This is a genomic window from Aeromonas sp. s13 (assembly GCF_040907905.1).
GTDB lineage: Bacteria > Pseudomonadota > Gammaproteobacteria > Enterobacterales > Aeromonadaceae > Aeromonas > Aeromonas veronii.
Map to the genome: position 1 here is coordinate 150,961 of NZ_JBFOCS010000078.1, position 17,615 is coordinate 168,575.

Annotated in this window: 14 protein-coding genes; 11 read left to right on the forward strand and 3 right to left on the reverse strand. The window is 61.1% G+C overall.

What is annotated here, in order from left to right:
- Positions 1-100 precede the first annotated feature (100 nt).
- From xthA to AB5Y82_RS17790, 8 genes are all read left to right on the forward strand, one after another.
- Positions 101-907 carry an exodeoxyribonuclease III gene (gene xthA / locus AB5Y82_RS17755; RefSeq protein WP_368174319.1) on the forward strand — a complete coding sequence of 269 codons (807 nt, stop codon included), beginning with the start codon at positions 101-103 and terminating at the stop codon, positions 905-907.
- Positions 908-1,041: 134 nt separating this feature from the next.
- On the forward strand, positions 1,042-1,473 hold the full coding sequence (locus AB5Y82_RS17760; RefSeq protein WP_111899492.1) for a PPC domain-containing DNA-binding protein: 432 nt from the start codon (positions 1,042-1,044) through the stop codon (positions 1,471-1,473).
- 8 nt (positions 1,474-1,481) lie between these two features.
- Complete coding sequence (locus tag AB5Y82_RS17765; RefSeq protein WP_110302414.1) at positions 1,482-2,060, forward strand: ECF transporter S component; 579 nt, start codon at positions 1,482-1,484, stop codon at positions 2,058-2,060.
- Positions 2,060-2,761, forward strand: coding sequence for an energy-coupling factor transporter transmembrane component T (locus AB5Y82_RS17770; protein WP_111899491.1), 702 nt, complete (start codon positions 2,060-2,062; stop codon positions 2,759-2,761). Before AB5Y82_RS17765 ends, AB5Y82_RS17770 begins: the two co-directional genes overlap by 1 nt.
- Complete coding sequence (locus tag AB5Y82_RS17775) at positions 2,758-3,576, forward strand: energy-coupling factor ABC transporter ATP-binding protein (RefSeq protein ID WP_111899490.1); 819 nt, start codon at positions 2,758-2,760, stop codon at positions 3,574-3,576. The genes AB5Y82_RS17770 and AB5Y82_RS17775 overlap by 4 nt, the downstream gene beginning before the upstream one ends.
- Positions 3,563-4,444 (forward strand): energy-coupling factor ABC transporter ATP-binding protein, encoded by an 882-nt coding sequence (locus tag AB5Y82_RS17780; protein ID WP_368174320.1) that lies wholly within the window; start codon positions 3,563-3,565, stop codon positions 4,442-4,444. The genes AB5Y82_RS17775 and AB5Y82_RS17780 overlap by 14 nt, the downstream gene beginning before the upstream one ends.
- A gap of 74 nt (positions 4,445-4,518) precedes the next feature.
- Complete coding sequence (locus tag AB5Y82_RS17785; protein ID WP_005353223.1) at positions 4,519-5,718, forward strand: efflux RND transporter periplasmic adaptor subunit; 1,200 nt, start codon at positions 4,519-4,521, stop codon at positions 5,716-5,718.
- Positions 5,719-5,727: 9 nt separating this feature from the next.
- Entirely contained in the window at positions 5,728-8,832 is a 3,105-nt protein-coding gene (locus AB5Y82_RS17790; RefSeq protein ID WP_124928955.1) for an efflux RND transporter permease subunit, read from the forward strand.
- 59 nt (positions 8,833-8,891) lie between these two features.
- On the opposite strand, the gene AB5Y82_RS17795 is transcribed toward AB5Y82_RS17790, so the two are convergent.
- The 3 genes from AB5Y82_RS17795 to AB5Y82_RS17805 form a co-directional block, all read right to left on the reverse strand.
- A complete protein-coding gene (locus tag AB5Y82_RS17795; protein WP_005361696.1) occupies positions 8,892-9,977 on the reverse strand; it encodes an HlyD family secretion protein in 1,086 nt (361 codons plus the stop codon).
- Positions 9,974-10,279, reverse strand: a complete 306-nt coding sequence (locus AB5Y82_RS17800; protein ID WP_021231217.1) for a hypothetical protein — start codon at positions 10,277-10,279, stop codon at positions 9,974-9,976. The genes AB5Y82_RS17795 and AB5Y82_RS17800 overlap by 4 nt, the downstream gene beginning before the upstream one ends.
- A 302-nt stretch (positions 10,280-10,581) precedes the next feature.
- Entirely contained in the window at positions 10,582-11,766 is a 1,185-nt protein-coding gene (locus tag AB5Y82_RS17805) for an OmpP1/FadL family transporter (RefSeq protein ID WP_111899487.1), read from the reverse strand.
- A 391-nt stretch (positions 11,767-12,157) separates the two neighbouring features.
- Between AB5Y82_RS17805 and AB5Y82_RS17810 the strand changes: the two genes are divergently transcribed.
- The 3 genes from AB5Y82_RS17810 (at position 12,158) to AB5Y82_RS17820 (ending at position 17,588) form a co-directional block, all read left to right on the forward strand.
- Positions 12,158-12,658 (forward strand): hypothetical protein, encoded by a 501-nt coding sequence (locus AB5Y82_RS17810; protein ID WP_368174321.1) that lies wholly within the window; start codon positions 12,158-12,160, stop codon positions 12,656-12,658.
- Between the two features lie 296 nt (positions 12,659-12,954).
- Entirely contained in the window at positions 12,955-14,463 is a 1,509-nt protein-coding gene (locus tag AB5Y82_RS17815) for an efflux RND transporter periplasmic adaptor subunit (protein ID WP_162632472.1), read from the forward strand.
- Positions 14,460-17,588 (forward strand): efflux RND transporter permease subunit, encoded by a 3,129-nt coding sequence (locus tag AB5Y82_RS17820; RefSeq protein ID WP_368174322.1) that lies wholly within the window; start codon positions 14,460-14,462, stop codon positions 17,586-17,588. Before AB5Y82_RS17815 ends, AB5Y82_RS17820 begins: the two co-directional genes overlap by 4 nt.
- The last annotated feature ends 27 nt before the right edge of the window (positions 17,589-17,615 follow it).

A 17,615-nucleotide genomic window follows, 5' to 3' on the forward strand; every position in this document is an offset into this window, starting at 1 on the left:
CGCGGTGCCTGCCACTGATGCAGGCCCGCGGCCACACTTGCATCCACCGCCGATTCCTAGTCCAATAGCCACTTATAAAAATGACATGAGCATCCCGGACATGAAGATCATCTCTTTCAATATCAACGGCCTGCGCGCCCGTCTGCACCAGCTGCAAGCCATCATCGACAAGCACCAGCCCGATGTGATCGGCCTGCAGGAGATCAAGGTGCACGATGAGGCCTTCCCGCTGGCCGATGTGGAGGCCATGGGCTATCACGTGGAGTTTCACGGCCAGAAGGCCCACTACGGGGTCGCCATCATGAGCAAGCAGAAGCCGGTCAAGGTGGAGAAAGGCTTCCCCACCGACGATGAAGAGGCCCAGCGCAGGATGATCATGGCCACCTTCGAGCGTGAAGACGGCTCCCTCATCAAGGTGATGAACGGCTACTTCCCGCAGGGTGAAAGTCAGGATCACGAGACCAAGTTCCCGGCCAAGCAGAAGTTCTACGAGGATCTGCAGTACTACCTCGAGACCAACCACACCCCGGACGACCAACTGGTGCTGATCGGGGATATGAATATCTCCCCCACCGATCTCGACATCGGCATCGGCGAGGCAAACCGCAAGCGCTGGCTGCGGGATGGCAAATGCTCCTTCCTGCCCATCGAGCGCGAATGGATGGAGCGACTGAAAGGGTTCGGCCTGACCGACACCTTCCGCGCCGCCAATCCCACCGAGTGCGAGCGTTTCTCCTGGTTTGACTACCGTTCCAAGGGCTTTGACGAGAACCGTGGCCTGCGCATCGACCTCATCATGGCCTCCGATGCACTCAAGGACAAAGTGACCGAGACCGGCATCGACTACGAGCTGCGCGGTATCGAGAAACCCTCCGACCACGCCCCCATCTGGGCCTGCTTCGCCTGATGTGGCGCCGGATGCCGCAATGATATCGCCAATCTGTGAAGCGGCTCGCGGTTGCCTGCGATAAAAGGGCGTAAACAGCCTATCCAGACAAGGTGCCTCAGGGCACCTTCTTTTTGCAGCAAGGAGTGCCAGCAGTGACCCCAACTCACCTTCCTCTCTCCCCCGCCCGTTTTCTGGCCCTGCGCCTGCTGCCGGGGGAGGATCTTATCGCCGGATTGCGCGCCCAAATGGCCCGACACGGCCTGCAGGCGGCCTGGATCGCCGGGGCGGTCGGCAGCCTGACCCACGCCAACCTGCGCTATGCCGCCCAGCCCGATGGCACCCTGCTGGAGGGGGCCTTCGAGGTGATCGCCCTTGGCGGCACCCTGGATCCGGAGTGCGAACACCTGCATCTCTCCATCTCTGACAAACAGGGATTGATGCGCGGCGGCCACGTGCTGCCCGGTTGCCGGGTGCGCACCACCCTCGAACTGGTAGTCGGAGAGCTGGAGGCGTACCGTTTTGGCCGTGCCCCCTGCCCCCAATCCGGTTATGAAGAGCTGCTCATTACCCCCAGAACCTTGTGAGGATCACTATGTCCGTCAGTAAACTCTCCAGCTACAACCTGGCTTTTATGGTCATCTGCATCGCCATCAACATGGTGGCGGGACAGGCCGCTTCCATGCTCAAGCTGCCCATCTTCCTCGACTCCATCGGGACTGTGCTCTGCGCCATTCTGGCGGGCCCCTGGATGGCGATCGCCACTGGACTGCTCACCAACCTGCTGTGGGGCCTGCTCACCGGCCCCATCGCCGCAGCCTTTGCCCCGGTCGCCATGATGATTGGCCTCAGTGCCGGTCTGCTGGCGCGGGCCGGCTGGTTCAACAATCTGCCCAAGGTGGTAGTGAGCAGCGTGGTGATCACCCTGGCGCTCACCCTGGTGGCAATTCCCATCCGCTCCTACCTGTTTGGTGGCGCCACCGGCAGCGGTGCTGATTTCGTGGTTGCCTACCTGCACGCCATGGGTAGCGATCTGCAGGAGTCGGTCGCCGTCACCGTGCTGGGTACCAACCTGCTGGACAAGCTGCTGACCGTGCTGATCGCCTGGGGGCTGGTACGCCGCCTGCCGCAGCGCACCCTGCGCCACTTCCCGCAGATGGCCGCCGTGCGCTGATGCACCCGTTTACCTCCCTCGCACTCTGGCTCTGGTTTTCGGTCACGGCCAGCATACTGCCGCCCCCCTGGCTCTGGGGCTGGAGCCTGCTGCCGCTGCTCGGCCTGGTGCTGCTGCCGGGTGCCCGCTCCCGGCTCAAGTTGGTGCTGGCGGTAATGCTGCCGCTGGGACTGGGGCTCTATCTGGTGCACGGCCCCTGGTTGCGGATCCTGCTCGGCATGCCAGCGGTTCCAGCCAGCGAAGCGTTTCCCATTCTGCCCCTTTGGTGCCGGCTGCTCGCCTGTCTGGCCAGCGCCCAGCTCTGGCTGTGGGCGGTCTCGACCGAACGGTTTGTTCATGCGCTCTTTGCCAGCCGGCTGCCCATCGCCCTCTCCTACCTCTGCTGCGGCCCGCTGTTGCTCAAAGAGCAGCTTGGCCACCAGCTGCGCGGTATCAGGGAGGCCCAGCTAGCCCGCGGCGTGCCCTTTGACGGCAATCCGCTGGCCCGGCTAAAGGCAACGCTCCCGCTGCTCTCGCCGCTGGTCGGGCAGGCATTGAGTGAGCTGGCCACCCGCAGCATGGCGCTGGATCTGCGCGGCTTTCGCAGCCAGCCGACACGCACCCGCATGACGGAGATCCCGCAGCAACGTTACGAGCCACTACTGCGCTATCTGTTGCTGTTGCTGGTAGTGCTGGAGATTGTCTGGAGGTGGTGGCCATGATCTCGCTGCAAGGGTTGACCATCGGCCACGCGGCCCACCCTGACCACTTTCAACTGGGCCCACTCGATATTGAGCTGAAAGAGGGCGAATGGCTGGCCATCCTGGGTGGCAATGGGGCAGGCAAATCCCTGCTGGCCCAGCTGCTGGCGGGGGGCTGGACCCAGCTGCACCTCGACACGCTGACGGGAGAGGGCGTCATTCTCGGGCAGCCCCATGATAGCGGCCAGCTCAATCACCATGCGGCTGTGCGTCAGTGGGTACAGCAATCCCCTTATCTGCAATTTTCCGGCTGCTGTTTTTCGGTCGCCGATGAGGTGGCGTTTGGCCCGGCCAATCTCGGGTTGCCGCCTGATGAGGTCAGCCGGCGGGTATCCGATGCCATGGCGCTCTGCAACTGCGAGGTGCTGGCAGCCCGCCATCCCCTCGATCTGTCGGGAGGTGAAGCCCAGCGCGTGGTGCAGGCCTGTGCCCTGGCGATGGCTCCCAAGCTCTTGATCCTCGATCAGGCTTTCAGCCGTCTGACCCCGGCGGCAACCCAAACCATGCTGCGGCAGATCCGCCGCTACAGCGAGGAAAGCGGCTGCAGCGTCATCTTGCTGGAGCAGCGGCTTTTTCCGGCCGCTCACTTCTGCGAGCGATTCCTGCTGCTCGACCATGGCCGCCAGCTGGCCTGCGGTGAGCTGGGCGAGGTGCTGCCCCATCTGCCCGGGAGGGTTATCCTGCCGGACTCCCTGCGCGAGACGCTACAGGTGCGCGACCCGCGCCATCACCCCTACCCCTTGGCCATGTTGCGGGAGTTTTATGCTGAGCTTTGACCACCTCTGCTTCTCATGGGCACCGGACAATCCCTGCCTGCACGACATCACATTGCAAATTGCCAGTGGGGAACAGGTCGCCATCGTCGGGGATAACGGCGCAGGCAAGTCAACCCTGCTGCGACTGGCAGCGGGTCTGCTGGTCCCCACCTCGGGCACGGTGAGCTGGCAACAGCAGGCGCTCTGCAAGCAGCGGGCACTGGCCCGTGCCAGTCAGATCGGCTTTCTGTTTCAGGAGTCTGAGCGTCAGCTGTTTCACAGCTGGGTCGAGGATGAAATCGCCTTTGGCCTGCGCCTGCAGAAACTGCCGCGCGAGGAGATCCGGCTGCGGGTCGCCACCGCGCTGGAAGAGTGCGAGCTGACAAAGTGGGCGGCCTCCCATCCGCTCGATCTCGATGCCGGTCAGCGGCGCATGGTGGCGGTGGCCTGCCTCCATGCCATGCAGCCCGCCTTGCTGCTGCTCGACGAACCGAGCCGAGATTTCGATCCCCGCTGGCTGGCCATTCTGGAACGCTGGCTGGCCAGCGAGCGGGCGAAGGGCACCACCATAGTGGCCATCAGTCACGACGCCGAATTTGTCAGACGCAACTTCACCACCCTGATCGAGCTGAAAGCAGGGCGTCTGGTTGGCCACGGCCACACCTGCGAGCGACTTTCTGCCCTCAATGGCTATCACCAAGACGAGAAGAGCAGTGCCTTGCTGTTGGCTGCCCTGGCCCGGGATGAACATCCCCGAAGCCCCCCCCATATCGGAAAAGTCAGACTTTTTTCGTCAATCGGCAACCCTAATTGCCACTTTGAGAAGGTTGTGTTCAAGGTTGCCGCCCTATCATCTCCCATTCCAATCATAAAGAAGTTGTTTTTTTAATCATGAAGTTAATGATGTGTATGGAGAAACATGCTGAACGCAGCAGCCGAAATCGATCCAACAGGAGTGTGATGATGAAGGTGCCCAATGCCGGAAGAGAGGTTTACAAACGCAGCTTGCTGACCCTGGCGCTGATCAGCGGTCTGAGTGCCTGTGGCGGCGAGACGACCCAGACGGCACAGACCATGCCCGCCGTCCCTGTGGTGGTCGCCGAGGTCAAGCTGACCGATGTGCCGCTCACCACCGAGATGGTGGGAGAGACCGCCGGTTTTCGCGAGATCGATGTGCGCTCCCGGGTCAGTGGCATCCTGCTCAAGCGCACTTATGTGGAAGGCCAGCCGGTTACCGCCGGTCAGGAGCTGTTTCTGATTGACCCAGAGCCCTACAAGGTGGCGCTGGAGCAGGCCAAAGGGACTTTGGCTCAGGAGCAGGCCCGTCTCAACAAGGCCCGTGCCGATCGGGATCGCATCATTCCCCTCTTCAAGCGTCAGGTGGTGAGTCGCAAGGACTATGACGACACCATCGCCAACTATGAAGCGGCCATCGCCAGCCATCAGGCCGCTCAGGCCAAGGTGAAAGAGGCGGAGCTCAACCTCAGCTACACCCAGGTGACCGCCCCCATCAACGGCATGGCGAGCAAGAGCTCCCAGTCCGAGGGGAGCCTTATCTCCACCAGCGGCGACAACGGCCTGCTCACTACCATCACCCAGTTTGATCCGCTCTACGTCAACTTCTCCTACTCGGAGCAGGATCGCCTCAACTTCGAAAACTCGGTAAAGAAAGGGGTGATTGAGGCGAAGGATGCCACCACCTGGCGCACCCATATTCGTCTGGCCGATGGCTCCCTCTATCCGGAGGCGGGCAAGCTCAACTTCTCCGACAACCGGGTCGATCCCCAGACCGGCACCATCCGTGCCCGTGCCATCTTCGACAACAAGGACGGCGTACTTCTGCCCGGCCAGTTTGTCCGCATGACCATCGATCTGGGCACCCGCAAAAACGCCATCGTGGTGCCGCCGCGCGCCATCGTCCAGTCCCAGGCTGACCGCATGGTGATGGTGGTCGATGCCGACAACAAGGTAGTGCCCCGTCCGGTGACCCTGGGCGCAGCGGTCGACTCCGGCGTGCTGATCGAGAGCGGCCTGCAGGCTGGTGAGCGCTATATCGTCGAAGGCTTGATGAAGGCCCGCCCCGGCGCTGTGGTGAAACCTGTCTCTGCCGACGAGATGAAGGCGATCACCGGCAAGGTGGTCAGCCAGTCTGCGGCCAAGTAAGGAGCCCGTATGTTTTCCAAGTTCTTCATAGAACGCCCCATCTTCGCCAGCGTGATTTCGATCATTATCGTGCTGGGCGGGTTGGCGGCGATGCGGGCGCTCCCCATCGAGCAATATCCCCAGATCACCCCGCCGGTGGTCTCGGTCACGGCGTTTTATCCGGGCGCAACCCCGGAGGTGATCTCCCAGACCGTGGCAGCGCCGCTGGAGCAGCAGATCAACGGCGTCGAGCGGATGATCTACATGCAGTCGGGGTCGGCCTCCAACGGCCAGATGAACCTCAACGTCTACTTCGAGATCGGCACCGATCCGGATCAGGCCACCATCAACGTCAACAACCGGGTCTCGGCCGCCATGGCCCAGCTGCCGGAAGAGGTGAAAAAGCAGGGGGTGACGGTCAAGAAGAAATCGACCTCCATCCTGCAGGTGGTCACCCTCCAGTCACCGAACGGCTCGTTTGATACCACCTATCTGTCGAACTACGCCCTGCTCAACATCATCGACGAGCTCAAGCGGATTCCTGGTATCGGTGATACCACTCTGTTTGGCGGTACCGACTATGCGATGCGTATCTGGCTCAGGCCGGATCGACTGGCCCAACTCGAGCTCACCCCGAGCGACGTGATTGGCGCCATTCGCGAGCAGAACACCCAGTTCGCGGCAGGCAAGATTGGTGCCCAACCCACCACGGCCCCCATCGACTTCACCTACACGGTGCAGACCAAGGGGCGCCTTGAGGATGTGAAGGAGTTCCAGAACATCATCGTCCGCTCCATGCCCGATGGTTCCAAGATCCGGGTCCGCGATGTCGCCCGGGTCGAGCTGGGGGGCAAGGATTATGATCTGGTGGCCCGCGCCAACGGCAAACCGGCCATCGGTATCGCCACCTATCTGCAGCCGGGCGCCAACGCCGTCGCGGTCGCCGATGCGGTACACGCCACCATGGAGCGACTCAAGGAGCGCTTCCCGCAGGATATCGAGTACCAGATCCCCTACGACACCACCGAGTTCGTGAAGATTTCCATCGAAGAGGTGGTACACACTCTGTTCGAGGCGATCGTACTGGTATTCGTGGTGGTCTACCTGTTCCTGCAGAACTTCCGCGCCACCCTGATCCCCTGTATCGCGGTGCCGGTGTCTCTCATCGGGACCTTCGCCGGCATGCTGGTGCTCGGTTTCTCCATCAACCTGCTGACCCTGTTCGGCATGGTGCTTGCCATCGGCATCGTGGTGGATGACGCCATCGTGGTGCTCGAGAACGTCGAGCGGATCATGAGCGAGAAGAAGTGCTCGCCCAAAGAGGCTGCCATCCTCGCCATGCAGGAGGTCTCCGGTCCGGTGGTCGCCATCGTGCTGGTGCTCTGCGCCGTGTTCCTGCCGGTCGCCTTTATGGGCGGCATGACAGGGGTGATGTACAAGCAGTTCGCCATCACGGTCGCGGTCTCGGTCGCCATCTCCGGTCTGGTGGCACTGACTCTCTCCCCGGCCCTCTGTGCCGTGTTGCTGAAAGAGGGACACCACAAACCGGCCCGCTTCTTCGTCTGGTTCAACGAAAAATTTGACCAGCTGACCCGCGGCTATGTACGGGGTGTGGCCTTCCTGAACCGTCGGGTGGGGGTCGCCTTTGCCATCATCGGCGTGCTGATCCTCTCCATCTACGGCCTCTTCCTGAAAGTGCCGGGCGAACTGGTACCGAACGAAGATCAGGGCTACCTCATCTCCGCCGTCATGCTGCCGGATGCCGCCGCGATGAGCCGGACCCAGGCGGTGGCGGATCAGTTCGACAAGATCGCCATGGCCAACCCCCATGTGAAGGATGTGATCACCTTCTCGGGCTTTGACATTCTCTCCAATGCCATCATCAGCAACAGCGGCATGACCTTCATTACCCTGAAGGACTGGAGTGAGCGTCAGGGGGCCGGACAGGACTCCTTCTCGCTGGCCAAGACCTTCCAGGGCTTGAGCCTGATGGGGCTGGCGGATGGCTTTGTCGCCTCCTTCAACCCGCCTCCCATTCAGGGGATGTCCACCACAGGTGGCCTTGAGGCCTATCTGCAAAACCGTGGCACCGGCAACGCCCAGGCCTTCTCAGGCGAAGTACAGCGCTTCCTCGAAGCTGCCAAGGCGCGCCCGGAGTTTGCCAGCGTCACCAGCACCTACCGCGCCAACGTGCCGCAGGTCTATCTGGACCTGGATCGCGAAAAAGCCAAGGCGCTTGGGCTGCCCATCAACGCGGTGTTCGACACCATGCAAGCCACCTTCGGCCAGGTCTATGTCAACGACTTCAACCAGTTCGGCCGTACCTACCGGGTGCAATTGCAATCCGAGGCAGACTATCGCGCCAAGAAGAGCGACATCCGCAACGTCTATGTCCGCTCCGACAAGGGGGAGATGATCCCGCTCAGCAGTCTGGTGACGGTGCGTGATGCCACCGGCCCCGAACTGGTCGAACGCTTCAACATCTTCCAGGCCGCCAAGATCATGGCCCAGCCCGCCCCAGGCTACAGCTCGGGTCAGGCCATCGCCGCGCTGGAAGAGGTCGCCAATGAGGCTCTTGGCAACGACGCCAAGCTGGAGTGGACCGGCTCCGCCTATCAGGAGAAAGCGGCCGCAGGCAGTGCAGGCATGGCCTTTGGTTTCGGTATCGTGATGATCTTCCTCATTCTGGCTGCCCAGTATGAACGCTGGAGCCTGCCGTTTGCGGTGATCACCGCCGTACCGTTCGCCCTGTTCGGTGCCCTGCTCGCCACCTGGCTGGTGGGGCTGACCAACAACGTCTACTTCCAGATCGGGCTGGTGACCCTGGTCGGCCTTGCCGCCAAGAACGCCATCCTGATCGTGGAGTTCGCGGTGATGAAGCACGAAGAGGGGATGAGCCTCATCGAGTCGGCACTGGAGGCGGCGCGCCTGCGTTTCCGTCCCATCGTGATGACCTCGCTCGCCTTCATCCTCGGCTGTGTGCCGCTGGTCACCTCCAGCGGGGCCGGTGCGGCAAGCCGTCACGCCCTCGGCTGGCCGGTCATCGGCGGCATGCTGGCGGCCACCTTTATCGCCATCTTCTTTATCCCGCTCTTCTTCCGGCTCATCATGCGCCGCTCGGAGAAACGGGCCTGACCACTGCGGTCTCGCTCACCAAGCCCCTCCCTCACGGAGGGGCTTTTTATGTCACTCCGTTACATCGCAAACAGATAGGCCTTCATCGCCTTGAGGCGTACGGTGGCGGCACCGATGATGTCGATAAAGCCAAGCAGCGGATGGGGTTTATGTGCCGAAATCCAGGCTGAGCCGGTTGCCCCAATTGGCAGGTCCACACCGTCCGGCACCAGCATGTCGAGTACCACTGTCCGGCCATGGCTCGACATGTTGTTGCCCACATGCTGTCGTACATCTTGATCCCCCTGCGCAACACTCATCTGGGCCTCCCCCGTACCAGTAAGTACTGAGTGCACCCGTGCCCGAAAGATGCGCCCGGGATAGGCATCTACATAAAACTCGGCAAACTGGCCTGGTGCTATGTTGCGAAAACTCTGATCCGGAATGCGAAACTCCAGAAACTTGCGAGAAGTGTCGTATAGGTGCATGTTGCCGGTACGGGAACCGCTGGCAATATTGACTATCGAGACCTGACCATCAAACGGAGCCCTGATCACCTTCTCTTCATTCCGTCGCTCCTGCAAGGCCAGCTCTGTCTCTAGATTCAGCACCTGAGCTTCAATCGCCTGAACCTTCGCTTCACTGGCACTCAGTTGCGCCAGATCGCCATCAATTTGGGTCTGCAGCTGGTCACGGCTCTGAATACTGGCAAAGTTACCCAACTGGGTCAGCCGAGCCAATTCCTTGTGATTGAGGTTCAGTCGTGACTGGATCGCTCGCTGCTGGCTTACCTCTGACGCCACCTGGGCATGCTGGGCGTCAATCTGATAGCTCAACGCCTGAGACTTACCGTTACTCTCCCAGTCCGCAAGACTATAAATGGGCTGACCACGCGCAACACGCTGATTATGCGCAACATAAATCTGATCTATCTGATGAAACTGGTTGATGCCTAGTAAGGGTCCCAACACCGCATGAGGTGCCTTGACTGTCGCTGAATCGGTAAAATCCACCGGAGCCAAATGGCGAGAAGTAGTCAACAAACCAAGCGCCAATAACGCGCCAATTGCGGTACTCCAAAAACCAGTTTTTAGGTTCCAAGGCAATATGTTCAGCTTGACCAGCAACCACACGATCAGGATATAGGGCAGCAGGATCTCTTTCATGATGCCTCCCCCTCATGACGACCACGTCGAATACCATGGCCGATAATAAGGCTCATCCGCTCGCTCAGCACATCCCAACGAGCAAAGGCGATGATGACGGCAAGCACCCACCAGGTCTTGTCGATAAACAGTCCGCACAAGGAGAGCGCAAACACCAGGGTGATATGCACCGACTCAGACACCTTGGCACGATGCACAGCGATCTCATGCAGTTGCCACAGCAGATAGACCAGATAGAGGACCACATAGAGAGTGATCACAGTAATCACCCCCATAAAGATCTCGGAATCAAGCAGTACCATGATGGCTGGCAAAGCATGGTTGAACCTGGTCGCCTCAATTGGATCGATGTGGGCACCTTTCGAGAAGAAGACAACCAGAGCGACCGTGACCAATATAAACGTCAGGCGCCAAAGCCACCGCGCTAACGCAGAGGTTGATTGTGATGACATTTGATGTTGTTCCTTGAGTAACGGATGAGCAAACAAGTGGACCTCACGAGCCACCCAGCTAATAACGCGCCGGATCGGCGCGACGGGCAGGATCGGCGCGACGGGCAGGATGAAGAAGCCCCCAACCAGTGAAGGCTTGCAAGGCTCACAACTCAGAACTGGTGTTGCACACCGATGTTGAAGAAGTTCAGGTAGCTGTTGTTGTAGCTGCCGGACAAGTGCGGGCGACCGATCCCGTCCTGATCCACTGGCATATCACCCAGCCAGGCCAGGGTATAGCTGGCTTCCACCTTGGTGGCTGGGCTCAACTGATAACTGGCCCCCAGACCCCAGCGCCAACCAGAACCCACTGGAAGCATCACGGTACGGAACTCATCACTTACTGCACTACTGTCATAGCCAATTCCGCTGCTCAAACGCAGTGCAGGGGTGACATCAAACTGAGCCCCCAGGCTGGCATGCCATGTATCCTTGTAATTCATATCAATGGTTTGGCTGCCCATGGCAGATGCCACACCGATATCGCCAAAACTGGACCACTGCTGCCAGTTGGCACTGGCCAGCAAGGCCCACTGGTCGTTGAGCTGGTGATAGCCACTTAGCGTAATGGTCTGCGGAATCATGATCTCGACCCCTAGACCTGCCACATCAGCACGTGGGAAGAGCTGATCTTCCAGCTCCCACTTCAGTTCGGAGAAGTAGCTCAGGCCGATACGGGAGTGCTGATCCAACTCGTAAAGTACCCCGAAGGAGGCGCCATACGCCCAGTCGCTATTGGAGAATTCCCGCCCTTCCCCCATTCCGGACGTCAGATCCACAGAGGCTTCCAGCGAACCATTCATGGCGATCAGGCTGGCTCCCACTGACCAATTTGAGTCAATGCGGTACGCCAGACTAGGAGCAAAGGCGATGCCGGTCAGCTTGGCCGACTGGGTATAACCACGACCATCCCAGCCATCGCCATAATCGATACCCAGACCGTGACTGCCAAAGACGCCGATACCTGCGACCCATTGATCGTCGATGGCATGAGTCAGATAGAGGCTGCCGAGCGGCGCGGTCTGCAGGGCATTTCCACCGTTGTTACCGCCGTTGTCCAGATCCAGCTCAAGGTCGCCGTATACCACACCGCCATTGACCTGCAACTGGGTACCTTCCAGTTTGGTCATACCGGCCGGGTTGCTTGCGATAGTATCTGCCCCTTGGGCACGGGCGGCAGACCCTGCGTTGGCCAGCGCACTGTTGGCAGTGCTGGTCTCGTAGAGGGCAAGGCCGCCAGCCATGGCTGATGGACTCAGCAAAGCGGCAAGCATCAGCGACAGCAGTCGTGGCTGCATTTCAATACTCCTGAATAGTGAACATGGTGAGCACCCGGCAAGGTGTGCTGCTCAAAAACACGGTTTGACTCTTTGATTGTCAGCATCCGGGAGACCTGCGGCTTTATACTGCTCGCTAATGGCGTCACGGGATGGATAAGGTCGGCAAGCACTCCTGCCGCAATCATTTATGCCGAAGCAAAAGAGTGAACCATCACGCCATCGTGGTAACTGACAGGGGGCATCCTAACGGGATGAGAGGCATGCTTCATTAGGGTTGGGCATACGCAATGGTTAAGCATTGCTTAAATATCCCCCCAACACAGCACCTCTATGACATCACCGGCGCCATTGACCTTCACCTCGTGGCAAGGTTTACAGTCCCGCCATCTGCTCCCGAAGGATGCCCGGATTGTCACTCACCCAGCTTGCTGCAAGATTGCCCTCTGTTGCTCTGGCCCGGCTATTGCTGGCGCTGCTGTTCGTCTGCAATCTGACTCTCTGCATCAGCTGGCATGGTTCTCCCCTCTCCTCCGAGCCGACCCCAAGCAGCGCCCAATCGATGGTGATGTTCGATTCATCCATGGCGATGGCGGATGGCGATATCTCTCATGCAATGCCCGCTATGGATAACCCGGGCGATGTCATGACCCTCTCCTGCCATCAGGGAGACGAGGGGTCAGCCATGGGCGATGAGTGCCAGATGCAGACAGGCATCAATGCCTCCTCCTTCGGCGCGATGACTCTGCTTGGGGTACTGGTCGCTCTGCTGCTCTTTCCCTTTCTACTTGGCAACAACGTCGCAGCGTCACTGCTTGATAACTGGTTGCGGGATCCCTTCCTGCGCTCGCGCGGCACTCACCCTCCCTCCTGGCCGCGCCGACATCTGATGCTGTCGGTGTTACGCCACTAGAAAGTCCTTCTCTTGCGGCACAGGCAAGCTTTAACTTGCCCGTTTCCTGCCGCCTTGCCTGACCCTGTGCCCCGGCCAAACCGGTCCGCTCACAGGGAGCCGTGCGCACTGATACAGCTGCGCCCCGTTTGCCGCCAGCCCCTTGGGTGATGCCTTGCACCTCACCCGACCGGCGGCCTGCAAAAGAGAAGACGTATTATGTCACCAGCCCACTTTTCACCGTCCAAGGTTGCTGCCTTTGCGGGCGCATTACCCTCCTGCACTTTCTGCATGCAGACCCGCGCCGGAGGCCAGTCATGAACAAGAACATCCTGATGTCGGCCCTGCTGCTCGCCCTTGGCGCCGGTGGCGGCTACTGGGCCGCCAAACATACCTCCGATGGCGCAAGCGCCAAAGAGAAGACGCCCCTTTACTGGGTCAACCCCATGGATCCCCGCGACAAGCGCGATGCACCTGCCAAGGACAACATGGGGATGGACTTTATCCCCGTCTATGAGGAACACAAAAACGGCTCGCCGGGCACCGTCACCATCAGCCCCGAGATCCAGCAGAACCTGGGGGTGCGACTGGCTAAGGTCGAGCGACTGCCAATCCACCAGCAGATCGAGACGGTGGGCTATGTCGGGTATGACGAGGATCGGCTGGAGGCGATCAACGCCCGCATGGCGGGCTGGATCCGCACCCTCGCAATCAAGAGCGAGGGGCAGCAGGTGAGCAAGGGGAGCCTGATTTACGAGCTCTACGCGCCGGATCTGGTCAACGCCCAGCACGAATACCTGCTCGCCCTCAACACAGCCAACCCCCTGCTGCTGCGCGCAGCCGAGGGCAAGCTTAAATCCCTGCAGGTGCCAGCGGATCAGATAGCGGCCCTCAAACGTACCCGTCAGGTGCGCGAAACCATCAGCATTTACGCCCCCAGCAGCGGTTATGTCTCCGAGCTCAAGGTGCGCGAGGGCCAGTATGTGGAGCCCGCTGCGGCGCTCTTTAACATCAGCACCCTCAAGAAGGTGTGGGTCAGTGCCGAGGTGTTCGAGCGTCAAGCCGCCCAGCTGAAGGTGGGGGATCCGGTCACCATGACTCTCGACTATGCCCCCGGTCGCAGTTGGCAAGGTAAGGTGGATTACCTCTATCCGACCCTCGATGCCGCTACTCGCACCCTCAAGGTGCGGCTGCGCTTTGACAACCCGGACGAGTTTTTGAAACCCAATATGTTTGCCAAGGTGAGCATTCGCACCGGGCAGGGAGAGCCGCAATTGGTGGTGCCGAGCGAAGCGGTGATCCGCACCGGTAGTCAGGATCGGCTGGTGCTGGCGCTGGGGGATGGCAACTTCAAGTCGGTCGCCGTCACTCTCGGCCCCCAGTTTGGCGACAAGGTTGCCATCAAGGCAGGGGTAGAGGCTGGGGATAACATCGTCAGCTCGGCCCAGTTCCTGCTCGACTCCGAGTCGGCCATCGATTCGGACTTCCAGCGCATGACGGCAGTGCGCCCCGCCCAGGTGTGGACTCAGGGCGAGGTTGAAAGCATCGATCTGGCCAACCGAACCCTGATGGTCTCCCACCAGCCCATCCCCGAGTGGCAGTGGCCCGCCATGGAGATGGAGTTCACCGTCGCCGACGGGGTCGATATCAGCAAGCTGGCCGAAGGGCAGACCTTGCACCTGCAAGTGATGCAGGAGGGGGATGAGTACCGCATCACCACCATCCATCAGGAGCAAGCGCCCGCTATCGGCGACTCAGCCAAACCCGCAGCGGATGAGATGGAAGGCATGGACCATAGCCAGCACGATATGGGAGCCAAGCCATGATCCCCTCGATTATTCGCTGGTCCGTGGGCAACCGCTTTCTGGTGCTGTTATTGACCCTCATGCTCACCGCCTGGGGGCTCTGGTCGGTCAAGCAAACCCCGGTGGATGCCCTGCCGGATCTCTCCGACGTGCAGGTGATCATCAAGACCTCCTACCCGGGCCAGGCGCCCCAGGTGGTGGAGGATCAGGTCACCTACCCGCTCACCACCGCCATGCTGGCGGTACCGGGGGCGACCACGGTACGCGGCTACTCCTTCTTCGGCGACTCCTTCGTCTATGTGCTGTTTGACGACAGCACAGATCTTTACTGGGCCCGCGCCCGGGCGCTGGAGTACCTAAGCCAGGTCGCGCCCAACCTGCCCGCCTCCGCCCGCCCCCAGCTCGGCCCCGATGCCACCGGGGTGGGCTGGGTCTATCAGTACGCGTTGGTAGACAAAACCGGCAAGCATGACCTCAGCCAGCTCACCTCGCTGCAAAACTGGTTCCTCAAGTACGAGTTGCAGACGGTGGAGGGGGTCTCCGAGGTCGCTACAGTCGGTGGCATGGTGCGCCAGTATCAGGTGCGGGTCGATCCGGACAAGCTGCGCGCCTACGGCATTCCGCTCTCCCTTATCGAGACTGCCATCAAACAGGGCAACCAGGAGACCGGCGCTTCCGTCATCGAGATGGCGGAAGCGGAGTACATGGTGCGCTCCAACGGCTATCTGAAAAACGTCGAGGATCTGAAGCAGATCCCGCTCGGTACCAATGTGCGCGGCGCCCCGCTGCTGCTGGGTGACGTGGCGGATGTGGTCACCGGTCCCCAGATGCGGCGCGGTATCGCCGAGCTCAACGGCGAAGGAGAAGTGGTGGGCGGCATCATCGTCATGCGCTACGGCGAGAATGCCCAGCACACCATAGACGGGGTCAAGGCGCGGCTGGATGAGCTGAAGAGCAGCCTGCCAGAGGGGGTGGAGATCGTCACCGTCTATGATCGCTCCGACCTTATCCAGCGCGCTATCGACAACCTCTCCGGCAAGCTGCTGGAGGAGTTTGCCGTGGTGGTGCTGGTCTGTCTGGCCTTCCTGTTCCACCTGCGCTCGTCCCTGGTTGTGGTCATCACCCTGCCCATCGCCATCCTGACCGCCTTCATCGTGATGCAACTGCAGGGGATCAACGCCAACATCATGTCGCTCGGGGGCATCGCCATCGCCATCGGCGCCATGGTGGATGGCGCCATCGTGATGATCGAGAACGTCCACAAACACATGGAGCGGGAGGCGCTCACCGACAAGAACCGCTGGCGTATCATCACCGAGGCGAGCATCGAGGTGGGGCCCGCCATCTTCTTCTCCCTGCTGATCATCACCATCAGCTTCCTGCCAGTGTTTGCGCTGGAGGCGCAGGAGGGGCGGATGTTCCACCCCCTCGCCTACACCAAGACCTACGCCATGGCGGCGGCGGCTGGGCTCGCCATCACGCTCGTACCGGTGATCATGGGGTACTTCATCCGTGGCAAGGTGCTGGCGGAGCAGGCCAACCCGCTCAACCGCTGGCTCAGCCTGGGCTATGTGCCACTGCTCAAAGCCGTGCTGGCTCGTCCGAAAACCACTCTGGCCATCGCCGCCGTGGTCACGGTGGCGGGCTTCTGGCCGCTCAAGTACCTGGGCTCCGAGTTCATTCCGCCGCTGGACGAGGGGGACATCATGTATATGCCCACCACCGCAGCCAATATCTCGGTGGGCAAGGCGCGGGAGATATTGCAGCAGACCGACAAGCTGATTCGTACCGTGCCCGAGGTGCAGAACGTGTTCGGCAAGGCGGGGCGCGCCGAATCGGCCACCGACCCTGCCGATCTGGTGATGATGGAGACCAGCATCCAGCTCAAGCCCAGGGCTCAATGGCGCCCCGGCATGACCCCGGAGAAGCTCAAAGAGGAGCTCGACTCCCTCATCCGCTTCCCCGGCCTCACCAACGCCTGGGTGCCCCCCATCAAGACCCGCATCGACATGCTGGCCACCGGTATCAAGACCCCGGTCGGCATCAAGATAGCGGGCCCCGATCTCAAGGTGATCCAGCAGCTCGGCCAGCAGCTGGAACAGATCGTCGGCAAGGTGGAAGGCGCCTCATCGGTCTATGCCGAGCGGGTGGCCGGTGGCCGCTATGTGAAGGTGGATATCGACCGGCTCAAAGCGGCCCGTTACGGCCTCAACATCGCCGATGTGCAGGCGGTGCTCGCCACCGCGGTGGGCGGCATGGAGGTGGGCCAGACCATCGAGGGGCGCGAGCGCTACCCCATCAACCTGCGCTACCCCCAGAGCTATCGCGATTCGGTGGCCAGTCTGGAGCTGCTGCCGCTGGTCACCCCGAGCGGCGCGCGTATCGCGCTGGCGGATGTGGCACGGGTCTACATCAGCGACGAAGCCCCCATGCTGCGCAGTGAAAACGCGCGCCTCAACGGCTGGGTCTACGTCGATATTCGCGGTCGCGATATCGGCTCGTTCGTCGATGAGGCCAAGGCCGAAGTGGGCAAGCAGCTGGTGCTGCCGGCGGGCTACGCCCTCACCTGGTCCGGCCAATACGAATACATGGAGCGGGCCAAGGCCCGCCTCGCCTACGTGGTGCCGCTGACGGTCGCCATCATCGTGCTGCTGCTCTATCTGGCGTTTCGCCGCGTTCAGGAGGTACTGCTCATTCTCACCACCTTGCCGCTGGCGGTGGTGGGCGGGATCTGGACCCTCTGGCTGCTCGACTTCAACCTCTCGGTGGCGGTCGGGGTGGGCTTTATCGCTCTGGCGGGGGTGGCGGTGGAAACCGGCGTCTTGATGCTGGTCTACCTCAACCACGCCTGGGATGACCTGGTGGCCAGCGGCAAGCCGGACAAGGCGGGTCTGCATCGGGCGGTGATCCAGGGCGCCGCCCTGCGCCTGCGTCCCAAGATGATGACGGTGGTCACCATCATCGCGGGCCTCTTGCCCATCATGTGGAGCCACGGCACCGGATCCGAAGTGATGCAGCGCATCGCCGCCCCAATGATCGGCGGCATGGTGAGCGCGCTGGTGCTGACCCTGCTGGTGCTGCCAGCGGCCTATTACCTGTGGCGCAGCCGCAGCCTTGGCAAGGGCGCGAACCCGCAATCCGAATAACCCGATTTAACGATCCATATTGACTGA

Bases quoted from the DNA above. Each gene is read 5' to 3' on its own strand.
- AB5Y82_RS17790 (WP_124928955.1), top strand. From the start codon at position 5,728: ATGTTTTCCAAGTTCTTCATAGAACGCCCCATCTTCGCCAGCGTGATT.
- xthA (WP_368174319.1), top strand. From the start codon at position 101: ATGAAGATCATCTCTTTCAATATCAACGGCCTGCGCGCCCGTCTGCAC.
- AB5Y82_RS17780 (WP_368174320.1), top strand. From the start codon at position 3,563: ATGCTGAGCTTTGACCACCTCTGCTTCTCATGGGCACCGGACAATCCC.
- AB5Y82_RS17785 (WP_005353223.1), top strand. From the start codon at position 4,519: ATGAAGGTGCCCAATGCCGGAAGAGAGGTTTACAAACGCAGCTTGCTG.
- AB5Y82_RS17815 (WP_162632472.1), top strand. From the start codon at position 12,955: ATGAACAAGAACATCCTGATGTCGGCCCTGCTGCTCGCCCTTGGCGCC.
- AB5Y82_RS17805 (WP_111899487.1), bottom strand. From the start codon at position 11,766: ATGCAGCCACGACTGCTGTCGCTGATGCTTGCCGCTTTGCTGAGTCCA.
- AB5Y82_RS17775 (WP_111899490.1), top strand. From the start codon at position 2,758: ATGATCTCGCTGCAAGGGTTGACCATCGGCCACGCGGCCCACCCTGAC.
- AB5Y82_RS17765 (WP_110302414.1), top strand. From the start codon at position 1,482: ATGTCCGTCAGTAAACTCTCCAGCTACAACCTGGCTTTTATGGTCATC.
- AB5Y82_RS17800 (WP_021231217.1), bottom strand. From the start codon at position 10,279: ATGGTACTGCTTGATTCCGAGATCTTTATGGGGGTGATTACTGTGATC.
- AB5Y82_RS17770 (WP_111899491.1), top strand. From the start codon at position 2,060: ATGCACCCGTTTACCTCCCTCGCACTCTGGCTCTGGTTTTCGGTCACG.
- AB5Y82_RS17795 (WP_005361696.1), bottom strand. From the start codon at position 9,977: ATGAAAGAGATCCTGCTGCCCTATATCCTGATCGTGTGGTTGCTGGTC.
- AB5Y82_RS17820 (WP_368174322.1), top strand. From the start codon at position 14,460: ATGATCCCCTCGATTATTCGCTGGTCCGTGGGCAACCGCTTTCTGGTG.